Consider the following 12,706-nt stretch of genomic DNA (forward strand, 5'->3'; position numbering starts at 1 on the left):
TGCGGGTGCCCGACATACGTCGTCCTACAGATCCCCCGAGAACCCGGTGGTGAAAGTCTGCGGAGGTCGTCGGGCACCGCTATCGGGAAAGGGTGGGTGCGATGTTGATCACCACGCCCGTGGGGAGTCGGGAAGCCGTCATCGCGGCGTGCCGGCCGGTGCCCGAGGAACGACGGATCGTCACCGTCCTCTTCGTCGACATCGTGGGCTCGACCCGGCTGGTCGAGCGGCTCGACCCGGAGGACGTCCGCGCGTTGCAGCGCGCCTACTTCGGCACCGTCGCCTCGGTGCTGCGCCGCTGGCGGGGCGTGGTGGAGAAGTACGTCGGCGACGCGGTGATGGCGCTGTTCGGCGCGTCCGGTTCGGACGGTCTCGACGCGTACCGGGCGGTGCGGGCCGGGCTGGACATCCAGGCCGCGCTGGCGCGGCGGCGCCCGGCCGGCGTCCGGCTGAGCGTGCGGGTCGGCGTGGCGACCGGCGAGGTGCTGCTGGACCTGGCCGGGGTCCGCGACGGCGGCCACGGCGCGGCCAGCGGCGCGGTGATCACCACGGCGGCCCGTCTCCAGGAGCACGCGCCGCCCGGCGGGGTCGTGGTCTGCCCGGTCACCCGGGACGCGGTGGCGGGGCTGGTCGAGCAGCGTCCACTCGCCACCCTGACGCTCGCCGGCAAGACGCTTCCGCTTGATGTGTGGCGGGTGACCGGGCCGGCCGGGAGCAGGGCGGCCCGGCACCGCGTCCCGCTCGTGGGCCGCCGCCGGGAGCTGGCGAGCGCGGCCGACGAGGTGACCCGGGCGCTACGCGAGCGGCGTCCCCGCTGGATCTCACTGGTCGGCCCCCCGGGCAGTGGCCGCAGCCGGCTGCTGCACGAGGTGACCCGCGCCGTGTCGAGCGTGGACGGCGTGCCGGTGCGCCGGCGGGTGACGGCCTGCCCGCCGTACCCGTGCGGGGAGCTGGCGCCCCTGGCCGACCTGGTGCGGCCCCGGCCGGACGCGACGGGTGTGGACGGCCCGGGCGGCGTGCTGGCGGCGTTCCTCGCCGCGCCGGACGACGACACGCTGGCGGCCCGCGCCGTGGTCGCCTGCCGCGAGGCGCTGCTCGGGCTGGCCGCCGAGGCGCCGGTGGTGGTGGCGGTGGACGACGTGGACCGGGCCGCCCCGGCGCTGCGCCGGTTCCTGCACCAACTCCACGTGGCGGCGGGTGAGCGGGGACTGCCGCTGGCGGTGGTCACCACCTGCGGATCCGGCTCGGCCGACCCGCTGCCCGCTCCGGCGCGGCGGATCCCGCTGGAGCCGCTCGGCCCGCTGGACACCGGGCGGCTGCTGCGGCACCTGCTCGACCGGGCCGGGCGGCCGGCCGCGCTCGCCGCGCGGCTGGTGGCGCTGGTCGGCGGCAACCCGGCGGTCGCGGCGGCGTACGCGGGCGCGGAACCGTCCGGCGTACCCGCCGCCGCGCGCCGCCTGGTAGACGCCCGGCTGGACCGGCTCGACGGTACGCACCGGGCGGTGCTGCTGGCCGCTGCCGCTTCCGGCGGTCCGGCCGGGGCCGCCGCGGTGGAGGCGATGCTCGGCTGGCCCGCCGGCCGGGCCGAGCCGGTGCTGCGGGCGCTGGCCGCGGCGCGGCTTCTCCACCCGGTCGCGGCGGGCGGCTGGGCGGTCGACGCGCTGGTGGCGCGGGTGGCCGCGCTGCGGCTGTCCCGTGCGGTACGGGCGGACTTCGCCCGCCGCCTGCGCGCCACGAAGGACACCGCTGCCGGCCGTGTGCCGGGAGCGGAGACCGGCGTCCCGTCCCGGGGCGCCGGCGAGCGGGAGGTCTGCCCGCTCGGGGCGGGACGGTCGCGCCGGTCGGGTGGAGGGGCCCGACCGGCGCCCGTCCCGCCGGACCGGACCGATCCCTGCGACACGGTGCCCGGGCGGCCGGGGCAGCCGGTGCGGGCCGGACCGGCGCCCGCCGCGACACGGATCGTCCCGGGTGTCACGGCGTGGCCCGGGCAGCGGAGCGACGGCCCGTCGTCCGCAGACGCGGCGTGGCCCGGGCGACGGACCGATCCGTCACCAGTGGTCACGGCGTGGCGGGAACGGCGGACCGGTCCGCCCGGGCGGGTGGGCCGGAACCGGCGAAGAACCGAGCCCGGCGGACACGCGCTCGGGCTGGCGGCATGACGTCCGGGTCGGAGCGGGCACGGGGCCACTCCGGCCCGGACGTCACTCGGCGCGCGTGTCAGCGGGCCGGCCGGCTGGTCGCGCTCGTCAGCGGGCCGGCTCGCCGGCCTGCGTGCCCGCCGGCTGCTCGCGGGTGATGGTGCGGCTGCGGCCCCGGAACTCGGCCACCACCTCGTCGCCGCGCCGTACCGTCACGTCGTAGATGCCGCTGCGGCCCTGCCGGACCCGCTCGGTGGCGTACGCCTCCAGCAGGTCGCCCTCGCGTACCGGACGCAGGAAGCTGATCTCGCCGCCGGCCGCCACCGTAGCCGGGCCGTGGCTGTTGCACGCCAGCGCGAACGCGGTGTCGGCGAGCAGGAACACGAAGCCGCCGTGCCCGATCGCGTGCCCGTTGAGCATCGACGGGGTGACCCGCATCCGGGCCACCGCCGCGCCGTCACCGGCCGAGACGAGCTCGATGCCCAGCCCCTTGGACGCCACGTCGGCGTCGAACATGTCGTGCGCCGCGGTACGGCCGCCGTCACCGCTCATCTCAGGACTCCCGCCGCTGGTCGACGATGCGGCGCATCTTGCCCATCGAGCGTTCCACCCCGTCCGGCTCGATCACCCGTACCGCCACCGACACGCCGATGGTGTTCTTGACCTGCTCGACCAGCGTGGCGCCGGCCCGCTCGGCCTCGTCGGCCGCGGCGTCCGCGCGCCGCTCCACGTGCACGGTGAGCGTGTCGAGCCGGCCCCGCCGGTCGAGCACGCACTGGAAGTGCGGCGACAGGGCCGGGGTACGCAGGATCAGCTCCTCGATCTGCGTCGGGAAGACGTTCACCCCCCGGACGATCATCATGTCGTCGGTCCGTCCGGTGATCTTCTCGATCCGCCGCATCGGGCGGGCGGTGCCGGGCAGCAGCCGGGTCAGGTCGCGGGTGCGGTAGCGGACCACCGGCATGGCCTCCTTGGTCAGCGAGGTCAGCACCAGCTCGCCCCGCTCCCCGTCGGGCAGCACCTCCCCGGTGACCGGGTCGATGATCTCCGGGTAGAAGTGGTCCTCCCACAGGTGCAGGCCGTCCTTGGTCTCCACGCACTCGACCGCCACGCCCGGGCCCATCACCTCGGACAGGCCGTAGATGTCCAGCGCGTGCATGTCGAGGCGCTGCTCCAGCTCGCGGCGCATGTCCTCGGTCCACGGCTCGGCGCCGAAGACGCCGACCCGCAGCGAGGTGGCGCGCGGGTCGACGCCCTGGCGTTCCATCTCGTCCACGATGGCGAGCATGTAGCTCGGGGTCACCATGATGACCTCCGGTTCGAGGTCGCGGATCAGCATGACCTGACGCTCGGTCATGCCGCCGGACACCGGGATGACGGTGCAGCCCAGTTCCTCGGCGCCGTAGTGCGCGCCGAGGCCGCCGGTGAACAGCCCGTACCCGTACGCGACGTGCACCCGGTCGCCGCGGCGGCCTCCGGCGGCGCGGATCGAGCGGGCCATGAGCTTCGCCCAGGTGTCCAGGTCGGCGCGGGTGTAGCCGACCACTGTGGGGCGGCCGGTGGTGCCGGAGGAGGCGTGCAGCCGGGCGACCCGCTCGCGGGGCACCGCGAACGTGCCGAACGGGTAGTTCTCCCGCAGCTCCGCCTTCGTGGTGAACGGGAAGCGGGCCAGGTCGGCCAGCTCGCGCAGGTCGCCGGGGTGGGCGCCGAGCGCGTCGAACGCGCGCCGGTAGTGAGGCACGTTGTCGTACGCGTGCCGCAGCGAGTGCCGCAGCCGGTTCAGTTGCAGCGCGCGCAGCTCGTCGACGCCGATCCGCTCGACGGGATCCAGCTCGTCCGGACGGGGCGTGCGCTCCTCCACGGTGACCTCCTGGCACGACGGGCCCCGGACGCCGCGCGCCGGGCGCTGCGCCCACCGTACGCCCGCCACCCCCTCCCCCACCCCCCTCCCCCGCGATCTTGCACGTGCCGCCCCTCGGGTGTCCGCTTCGCGCGCCGTGCCGGGGCCGAAACCGCAAGATCGCCGAGAGCGGGGGCGGCGGGGTGGGGTGGGGGCGGGGGCGGGGTTATGCTCTCGGGTGCTGGTGGGAGGTGTCGTGTCGGATCCCCGGGTCGACCCGGATGTCGACCTGCGCGTACCGGCGGACCGGTCGGAACTGTCCGCGCACCCGGCGGCCGTGCTCGGCGTGATCGCCGCCGGTGGCGTGCTCGGCGCGCTGGCCCGGGCCGGCACCCAGGCGGCGGTGCCGCACCAGCCCGGCGAGTTCCCGTGGGCCACGTTCGCCGTCAACGTCGTCGGGTGCCTGCTCATCGGCGTGCTGATGGCGGTGCTCGCCGCCCGCCCGGCCCACCCGCTGGCCCGCCCGTTCCTCGGGGTCGGCGTGCTCGGCGGGTTCACCACGTTCTCCGCGTACGCGGCCGACGCGCAGCGGCTGCTGACCGACGGCGCGGCCGGTACGGCGGGCGTCTACCTGGCCGCGACGGTGCTCGGCGCGCTCGCGGCGGTCGCCACCGGGGACACGGTGACCGCCCGGCTGCTTCCCGCCCGGGACGGGAGCCGACGGTGACCGCCCGGGACGGGAGCCGACGGTGACCGCCCGGGACGGGAGGCGACGGTGACCGTTCTGCTGATCGCGCTCGGCGCCGCGATCGGCGCCCCACTGCGCTACCTGACCGACCGGGCGGTGCAGGCCCGGCACGGTTCGCCGTTCCCGTGGGGCACGCTCACAGTCAACGTGGCCGGGTCGCTGCTGCTCGGCGGCCTGCTCGCGGCACCCGTCGACCCGGGCGTGACAGCGCTGGTCGGCACCGGCTTCTGCGGCGCGCTGACCACCTGGTCCACGCTGAGCTACGAGACGCTGCGCCTGGCCCGCACCGGGAAGCGCCACCTCGCGTACGCGAATGTGGCGCTCAGTGTGGTCGCGGGCCTCGGCGCGGCGTTCCTCGGCTACGCCCTCGTCACCGCGCTGACCGGCTGACCGCGCCGGTCAGACGGTCAGCGGGCCCGGCGCTCCGGGTGGGCCCGGTTCCACGCCCGCATCCGCTCCGGGTAGCCGGTGCGGGCCGCCTCGTACAGCGGCACCGCGTGCTTCTGGGCGATCCGGCCGGCGACGCGGGGCGAGCCGGTACGGCGGCGGATCCACTCACCGTCGTGCGCGATGGCGACGACTGTGGTGTCGGTGGCTGTCGTCTCCGGTTCCAGGTAGAACTCGACCCCGCGCCGGCTGGTGACGAACGCCTCCAGCTGCGCCAGGTCCTCCTTGGTCGCCTCGCGGTCGAGCTTCGTGGGCATCGTCGGGTCGGCGGCCCGGCGGCTGAACCAGCCCATGCCCGCCTCCTCTCCTCGGCGTTCGCTCCAGTGCAGCACGCCCGCCTGGCAGGCGGCTGGGAGCGCCGTGGGAGTCGGCTGGACCGGCTCAGCCGACCTTCGCCGCCGGGGCGCCGGCCTGCGCGTCCGCCGCGGCGGGACGTTCCCGCAGCACCGGCACCAGCGCGAGCGTGGGCAGCAGGAGCAGCGGCACCACGCCGAGCGCGGACAGCACGCCGAAGTGGTCGCCGAGGAAGCCGAGCAGCGGCGGCCCGGCCAGGAAGGCGGTGTAGCCGATCACGGCGACCACGCTCACCCGGGCCGGGGCCTTGTCCTCGTCGTCGGCGGCGGCGCTCATCCCGACCGGGAAGCCGAGCGAGGCGCCGAGTCCCCACAGCGCGACGCCGACCACGGCGAGCGGGCCGGACCCGGCCAGCACGGCGAGCGCGGCGCCGGCGGACGCCGTCGCGATGGTCGCGTACAGCACCGGCACCCGGCCCCACCTGTCGATGGCGACGGTGCCGACGGTGCGGCCGAGCGTCATGCCCACCACGAACACGCCGAACACGGCGGCACCGACGGCCTCGTCGACCCCGTACCCGTCCACGAACGCCACCGCGAGCCAGTCGTTGGCGCTGCCCTCGGTGAACGCCATGACCAGCACCAGCAGCCCGACCAGCAGCGTGCGGGGCTCGCGCCAGGCGGCCAGCAGCGCCCGCCGCCGGGCCGCCGGCTCCCCGTCGCCGGCCGCCTCGGCCGGCGCGGCGAGGAACGCCCGGGCGCCGAGCAGCGTGCCGGCCAGAACCAGCACGGACAGGACCGGCAGGTGCACCCCGACGGGTACGTCCAGCCGGGCGGCGCCGGCGCCCAGCCCCGCCCCGGCCACCGAGCCGAGACTCCAGGCGGCGTGGAACCGGGGCAGGATGGTGTAGCCGAGGCGCTTCTCCACCGCGGCGCCCTCGACGTTCATCGCCACGTCGCACATGCCGGAGCCGAAACCGAACGCGGCGAGACCGAACCCGACGCCGACCACCGATCCGGCCAGGCTGGCGGCGAGACCGGCCCCGGTCAGGCCGAGCGTGACGAGCACCACCGACACGGCCACGGTGCGCGCGGGCCCGAGCCGCTGGGTGACCAGGCCGGCGGTCGGCATGGCCAGCAGCGAACCCGCCGACACGCAGAGCAGCAGCAGCCCGAGCCGGCTCGGGCTGAGGTCGAGCGCCTCGCGGGCCGCCGGAACCCGGGAGAACCAGCTCGCCACCGCGAGCCCGTTGAGGGCGAAGACGACGGCGACGCCGTTGCGGGCGGTCAGCACCGCCCGGGGCGCCGGTGGCCGCTTCCCGGCCGGTGCGTCGATGGTGCTGCTCACGGTGCGGTGATCCCTTCCCCCGTCTGATCCCGACGACAATCGCACACCTGAGAGCGCTTCCACCACAAGCGCCGTTATGGCTTAGCCCATCCGTGCCGGAGCAGGCATGATGCGGACATGGGTACGCCGATCGCACGTCCCGCCACGCTCGACGACGTGGCCCGCGACGCCGGGGTGTCCCGGGCCACCGCCTCCCGGGTGCTCGGCGGCTACGGGTTCACCTCGGCGGACGCCCGCGCCCGGGTGCACGCCGCCGCCGAGCGCCTCGGCTACGTACCGGACCTGGCGGCCCGGTCGCTGGTGCGCGGAGCAGGCGTACGCCTGGTGGTGGCGGTGGTGGGCCGCGACGACACGGTGCTGGACGACCCGTACGTGCACCGGGTGGTGGGCGCGGCGTCGCGGGTGGGCGCGCCGCACGGCATCGGGGTGGCGCTGGAGTGGCTGCCGCTGGCCGACCCGTCGGGGCTGACCCGGCTCGGCGCGGACCGGGGCGTGTGCGGGGTGATCCTGGTCAACACGACCCAGGCCGCGCTGGACGCGGTGCCGCCGAGGCTGCGCGGCCGCGTCGTCTCGATCGGTCAGGGCTCGCCGGCGGTGCCCTCGTTCGACGTCGACAACGCCGGCGGCGCGGGCGAGGTGCTGCGTCACCTGTACGCCGCCGGCCGGCGCCGCATCGTCATGGTCACCGGGCCGCGCTGGCTGAGCTGCGCCGAGCGCTCGGTCACCACGTACCGGGAGCTGATGCGGGAGTCGGGGGCGCCGGAGCGGCTGGTCACCGGCGACTTCACCACGGCGCGGGGCGGCCGGGCGGCGCTGGAGGCGCTGCGCCGGTGGCCGGATGCCGACGCGGTCTACGCGGCCAGCGACGCCACCGCGTTCGGGGTGATCGCCGCGCTGCGCGGGCGCGGTGTGCGGGTGCCGCACGACGTGGCGGTGGCCGGGTTCGACGACCTGCCGTACGCGGCGATCAGCAGCCCGCCGCTGACCACCGCGACCCACCCGGTGGACCGGATCGCCGCCGCGGCGGCCACGGCCGTGCTGACGCGCGCGCCGGTCGCCCCGAGCACCGCGTTCCCGTCGACGCTGGTCGCCCGGGAGAGCGCCTGAGCACCGGTCACTGCCCGGCGGCGACCGCGTCGCCCGCCGCCCGGCCGCCTGCCGGAGCGCCGTCGCGGCCCGGCTCGCGGTCGCTGTCATCGCTTCCCTTCCGGTCTGCGTACCTCATCCTGCGGCCCGCCGGGCCGGCCGTTGGCCGGGCGCGCGGCGGTTCACGCTGCGGTGGACGCGTTACGGGCCGGTCGGCCCTGGCCGCCGCCGGGCGGACGTCCGTCAATGGGTACGGGAGAAGGAGGGTCCGATGGGCGGGGTCATGACGTGGATGTACCGGGGCGGCCGGCCGAACCGGCTGGCCCGGATGATGAACGCGCTGTCGGCCTGGCAGTACGGCGCCGGCCTCGCCCCAGGGCACTGGGTGACCATGGAGGTGCCGGGCCGCCGGACCGGCCGGACCGTCTCGGTGCCGATAGTGGTCGCCGACCTCGACGGCGAGCGGTACGTGGTGTCGATGCTGGGCGCCGGCGCCAACTGGGTGGCGAACGTGCGCGCCGCGGGCGGGCGGGTGGTGCTGCGGCGCCGCCGCCGTGAGCCGGTGCGGCTGGTCGAGGTGCCGGTGGCGCAGCGGCCACCGATCCTGCGGCGGCACCTGGCGCTCGCCCCGGGTGCCCGGGCGCACGTGCCGGTGGACCGGCACGCCCCGCTCGCCGAGTTCGCCCGGGTCGCCGCGGGCATCCCGGTGTTCCGGGTCGTGGCGGCGGAGCCCTCGGCGCGGTGACCCGCCGCCCGGGTCGTCACCGGGAACCCCGGCGGAACGGCGACACGACAATCCTTCAGAATATCGATCGCTCGCGTTTTCGAGGTCGTCCGAATGGGAGAGGGCGCCGGTAAGATCGGCGACAGAACGGCGACCGATCACGGACTGCCCGGCGGCCCGCACCGGCTCACACTGAGCGCATGAATACGAGACTCCGCCGCAGCCGGGCATTCGGACTCGCGGTGTGTCTCGCCCTCGTGGCGATTTTGAGCGGCTGCATGCAGCTCAACCTCGGGCTGACCGTGAACGACGACGACACGGTCTCCGGTCAGCTCCTGCTCACCGCGCCGAAGTCCGTGCTCAAGCAGCGGAACCCGGATCCGGCGGTGGCGTTCGCCGAACTGCGGCCGAACATTCCCTCACTTCCGCCCGGGGCGGAGACCCGGTACGAGGACGCCACCTCCTACGGCATTCAGATCACGTACCGGAAAACGCCGCTGGCGCAATTCACGAGCGAAAGTGTGAATCTTGTCCGGGACGAGGATCTCATTCGCTTCTCGCTCCCGCTGGACCCGAAGAAATACGGCGGCAAGTTCGGGCAGCAGGATCCGCGCCAGCAACAGGCGTTCATGACCTTGATGGAGTTCGAGATCTCGGTGACGTTCCCCGGCCGGGTGCTCGACACCAACGGCACGATCACCGGACGCTCGGTGAGCTGGAAGGTGGTCGCCAACCAGCCCAAGCCGGCCGAGTTGCGCGCCGTCGCCCAGGCGCCCCCGCCGGCCGCCACCAGCCCGGCGGCAGTGGTGACCAGCGACGGTTCCTTCCCCTGGCTGCCGGTCGTCGCCGGCGCGGTCGCCCTGCTGCTCGTCGTCGCCGTGGTGGTCGTGCTCCTGCTGCGGCGCCGGGGCTCCCGCGGCGGCCCGGCCACGCCGGCCACCACCGGCCCGGGTACGCCCGCCGGCCCCGCTCCTGCGGCCACCACGGGACCGGCCGCACCGGCACCACCCGCCGGTCCGCCGGCCTGAGACCCACCGCCACCGACGGCGCCCGCGCCGGCGGCCTACCAGCACACCGGGCGGAACCCGGGTTCAGCGAACCCGGACGCCGCCGCACCACTCCACCCCGACCGCACCACCGCACCATCGGAAGAGGGGGATCGCCGTGAACGATCTCTTCACCTGGGCCGCCCTGGGCAGCCTCACCGGCGCCAGCGCCGCCACCCTGCTCGCCACGAACGTCATCGGCGGGCTGATCGGACCGAGCGGCGACAAGGCGCGCAAGTGGATCGCGCTGGGCGTCGCACTCCTGCTGTCCTATCTGACCGCCGCGTTCGCCGACGACGCCGGCCCGGAGAAGTGGATCATCGCGTTCTTCAACGGCCTGGTGATCTTCTCGGCTGCGCTCGGCGTCAACCAGCTCCCCCCTGGCAACCGGCAGGCGACGCAGGCGTCGCCGACCCAGCTCGCCCAGGGGAACGAGCCCCGCTTCGTCCGCTCCTGGGTCTGAGAGAGGTGACCCCATGATCTTCGGCATCCTCAGCGCGGCCGTCCAGGTCGTCTTCGGCGCCCTGCTCGGGCAGCTCGCCGCCGGCACCGTCGGCCTGCTCGTCGGCGCGGTCGTCGGCCTGCTCGTCGGCGCGCCGTTCGGCTGGGCGTCCGCGTCGGCCGGCACATACGGCGCCGGCCCGAAGGGGATCTTCCTCTTCGTGATCGACCACACCTGGAGCCTGCTCAACACGTTCGCCGGGGCGCTCTACCTGGCGCTGCACCTGGTCTTCGGCCACCAGCTCGACCGGGTCGTCTCGGCCGGCAGCGGCCGGGTCAACGTCGTCGAGGGCGTCTCCCCCCGGTACGCCACCACGATCGGCACCGTCTGCGCCGGGTCCAGCCCGGGCATCCAGCGGCACGAGGACGTGCACGTGTTCCAGGCCCGGCTGCTCGGCCCGTTCTACCTGCCGCTGGTGGCGCTCAACTACGTCCTGTTCACCGTCGCGCCGGTGTGGCTGCTCTGGCACGACCACACGAACGCGCCGATCAACCGGTTCACCCGCTACTTCGAGATCGGCGTCTACCCGCACGTGTGGAACGAGGCCATCGCGTACCGCATCCAGGGGACGCCACCGCGATGACCGGCGCGATCGAGGCGGCCGTCGCGGACGTCGCGAGCTGGCTGGCCGGGGCCGCGGGTGAACCCGTACCGGTCGGTCCGCCGCGCGACGACCCCGACGGCGGTCTCACGGTCTGGCCGCTGGAGCTGCGGCCGGCCCGGCAGACCGCGACCGGCGGCGCGACGCGCGAGCCGTACCGGTTCGTGGTCCGCCTGCTGGTCTCCGGCGGCGGGCCGGCGGCGCTGCCCGCGCTGGACCGGGTGCTCGCCGCCGCCACCACGGCGGGCCGTCCGGAGCTGGTCCTGGACGCCGGCGACCCGGCGCTGTGGCGGGCGCTCGGCGTGGCGCCCCGGCCCGCGCTGCTGCTGGACGCGCCGGCCCGGGTGGAACGGCCGGTGCCGGTCGCGCCGCCGGTACGGCAGCCGCTGCGGCTGCGGCAGCTCGGCATGCGCACCCTGCACGGGCGGGTGGTCGGGCCGCAGGACCAGCCCCTCGCCGCCGTCCGGGTGGAGCTGGTGGGCGCCGCCCACGCCACCGAGACCGACGCCGCCGGCCGGTTCCGGCTGGCCGGCGTGCCGCACGACCCCGACGCGCCGGACGCCCCGGTGCGGATCCGGCTCACCGGCGCGGGGCGCGTCCACACCGCCGAGCTCGACCCGGCCGGCGACGGCCTGATCGTCGTCCGCGCCCCCGACTGACGTCCGAGGAGGACCGATGCCCACCTACTTCTCCCCCGGCATCTACGTCGAGGAGGTGCCCAGCGGGGCCCGCCCGATCGGGCCGGTCGGCATGAGCACCGCCGCGTTCGTCGGGGTCGCGCCCGACCGCGGCGCCCACGTCGGCGAGGCGCTGGCGGTGAACAGCTGGACCGAGTTCCTGCGGCTGTACGCCGGCGGCGAGCATCTGGAGAGCACCCCGCTGGCCCGCGCCGTGTTCGGCTTCCTGGACAACGGCGGCACCCGCTGCTGGGTCGTCAACGTCGGCGAGGGCGGCCGGCTCACCGGCACCGGCGGGCGGCGCGGCGGCCTGGAACTGCTGGAGGCCATCGACGAGATCTCCATCCTGGCCGCGCCCGGCTACCACGACCCGGTGTCGCACGAGGCCCTGATCAGCATGGCCGAGCGGCTGCGCACCATGGTCGCGATCTGCGACCCGCCGCCGGAGGTCACCGACGTCTCGCGGCTCACCCGCGTCGCCACGCCGGGCAAGCCGCCCAAGCCCGCGTCGGCCGGCTCGGCCGCGTCGGCCGACAAACCCGCCGAGGGTACGCCGGGCGACGGCGACGACGAACCGCCCGGCACCGGCGGCGACCGGCCCCGGCAGTCGGACCTCGCCACCTTCTACTTCCCGTGGATCCGGGTCCGCGACCCGCTCAGCGGCGACCTCGTCCTCACCCCGCCGAGCGGGCACGTCGCCGGCATCTGGGCCCGCACCGACGCGCTGCGCGGCGTGCACAAGGCGCCGGCCAACGAGTCGGTACGCGGCGCCGTCGACCTCGCGTACCGGGTGACCCGGCCGGAGCACGACGTCCTCAACCCCAAGGGCGTCAACGTGATCCGCTTCTTCGCCGGGGAGGGCATCCGGCTGTGGGGCGCCCGTACGCTCGCCGCCGAAGCCAGCGAGTGGCGCTACCTGAACGTCCGGCGGCTGTCCATCTCCATCGAGCAGGCCATCGCCAACGGCACCCGGTGGATGGTGTTCGAGCCGAACGACTTCACGCTGTGGCGCTCGATCCGCCGCGACATCGGGGCGTTCCTCACCCGGGTGTGGCGTGACGGCGCGCTGCTCGGCCGTACGCCCGAGGAGGCGTTCTTCGTCAAGTGCGACGAGGAGACCAACCCGGCCGACGTCCGCGACGCCGGGATGGTGGTGGCCCACATCGGCATCGCTGTGGTCAAGCCCGCGGAGTTCGTGGTGTTCAAGCTGAGCCAGTGGGCCGGCGGCACCGAGACCGAGACGATCGGAGGCTGAC

At 75.5% G+C, this 12,706-nt stretch carries 14 protein-coding genes; 10 read left to right on the forward strand and 4 right to left on the reverse strand.

Annotated elements, in window-relative coordinates; genetic code table 11:
- The first annotated feature begins 101 nt into the window (after positions 1–101).
- Positions 102–2,159, forward strand: coding sequence for an adenylate/guanylate cyclase domain-containing protein (locus tag CLT75_RS09505; protein WP_135240452.1), 2,058 nt, complete (start codon positions 102–104; stop codon positions 2,157–2,159).
- An 87-nt stretch (positions 2,160–2,246) separates the two neighbouring features.
- Here the strand turns inward: CLT75_RS09505 and paaI are convergent, their stop codons facing one another.
- Positions 2,247–2,690, reverse strand: a complete 444-nt coding sequence (paaI, locus tag CLT75_RS09510) for a hydroxyphenylacetyl-CoA thioesterase PaaI (RefSeq protein WP_135240453.1) — start codon at positions 2,688–2,690, stop codon at positions 2,247–2,249.
- A gap of 1 nt (position 2,691) precedes the next feature.
- Positions 2,692–3,999, reverse strand: a complete 1,308-nt coding sequence (paaK, locus tag CLT75_RS09515; protein ID WP_135240454.1) for a phenylacetate--CoA ligase PaaK — start codon at positions 3,997–3,999, stop codon at positions 2,692–2,694.
- A gap of 223 nt (positions 4,000–4,222) precedes the next feature.
- Here paaK and CLT75_RS09520 point away from each other — a divergent pair, with 223 nt between their 5' ends.
- Both CLT75_RS09520 and CLT75_RS09525 read left to right on the forward strand, forming a co-directional pair.
- A complete protein-coding gene (locus tag CLT75_RS09520; RefSeq protein WP_209310298.1) occupies positions 4,223–4,705 on the forward strand; it encodes a fluoride efflux transporter FluC in 483 nt (160 codons plus the stop codon).
- A 48-nt stretch (positions 4,706–4,753) separates the two neighbouring features.
- Positions 4,754–5,116, forward strand: a complete 363-nt coding sequence (locus CLT75_RS09525; protein ID WP_135240456.1) for a fluoride efflux transporter FluC — start codon at positions 4,754–4,756, stop codon at positions 5,114–5,116.
- Between the two features lie 17 nt (positions 5,117–5,133).
- Here CLT75_RS09525 and CLT75_RS09530 read toward each other — a convergent pair whose 3' ends face one another.
- Positions 5,134–5,466 carry a hypothetical protein gene (locus CLT75_RS09530; RefSeq protein ID WP_135240457.1) on the reverse strand — a complete coding sequence of 111 codons (333 nt, stop codon included), beginning with the start codon at positions 5,464–5,466 and terminating at the stop codon, positions 5,134–5,136.
- Positions 5,467–5,554: 88 nt separating this feature from the next.
- Complete coding sequence (locus CLT75_RS09535) at positions 5,555–6,814, reverse strand: MFS transporter (RefSeq protein WP_135240458.1); 1,260 nt, start codon at positions 6,812–6,814, stop codon at positions 5,555–5,557.
- A gap of 117 nt (positions 6,815–6,931) precedes the next feature.
- Between CLT75_RS09535 and CLT75_RS09540 the strand changes: the two genes are divergently transcribed.
- From CLT75_RS09540 to CLT75_RS09570, 7 genes are all read left to right on the forward strand, one after another.
- Positions 6,932–7,921 (forward strand): LacI family DNA-binding transcriptional regulator, encoded by a 990-nt coding sequence (locus CLT75_RS09540; RefSeq protein WP_135240459.1) that lies wholly within the window; start codon positions 6,932–6,934, stop codon positions 7,919–7,921.
- Positions 7,922–8,171: 250 nt separating this feature from the next.
- Complete coding sequence (locus CLT75_RS09545) at positions 8,172–8,645, forward strand: nitroreductase family deazaflavin-dependent oxidoreductase (protein WP_135240460.1); 474 nt, start codon at positions 8,172–8,174, stop codon at positions 8,643–8,645.
- Positions 8,646–8,824: 179 nt separating this feature from the next.
- Positions 8,825–9,652, forward strand: coding sequence for an LppM family (lipo)protein (locus tag CLT75_RS09550; protein ID WP_486485107.1), 828 nt, complete (start codon positions 8,825–8,827; stop codon positions 9,650–9,652).
- A gap of 136 nt (positions 9,653–9,788) precedes the next feature.
- The gene (locus CLT75_RS09555; RefSeq protein WP_135240461.1) at positions 9,789–10,133 is read left to right on the forward strand and encodes a hypothetical protein; all 345 of its coding nucleotides are present in this window, start codon (positions 9,789–9,791) and stop codon (positions 10,131–10,133) included.
- Positions 10,134–10,146: 13 nt separating this feature from the next.
- Entirely contained in the window at positions 10,147–10,755 is a 609-nt protein-coding gene (locus CLT75_RS09560; RefSeq protein WP_135240462.1) for a glycine zipper family protein, read from the forward strand.
- Complete coding sequence (locus CLT75_RS09565) at positions 10,752–11,432, forward strand: carboxypeptidase-like regulatory domain-containing protein (protein ID WP_135240463.1); 681 nt, start codon at positions 10,752–10,754, stop codon at positions 11,430–11,432. The genes CLT75_RS09560 and CLT75_RS09565 overlap by 4 nt, the downstream gene beginning before the upstream one ends.
- 16 nt (positions 11,433–11,448) lie before the next feature.
- On the forward strand, positions 11,449–12,705 hold the full coding sequence (locus tag CLT75_RS09570) for a phage tail sheath subtilisin-like domain-containing protein (RefSeq protein WP_135240464.1): 1,257 nt from the start codon (positions 11,449–11,451) through the stop codon (positions 12,703–12,705).
- Position 12,706: the final 1 nt, after the last annotated feature.

The sequence above is a fragment of the Micromonospora sp. CNZ285 genome (assembly GCF_004637285.1).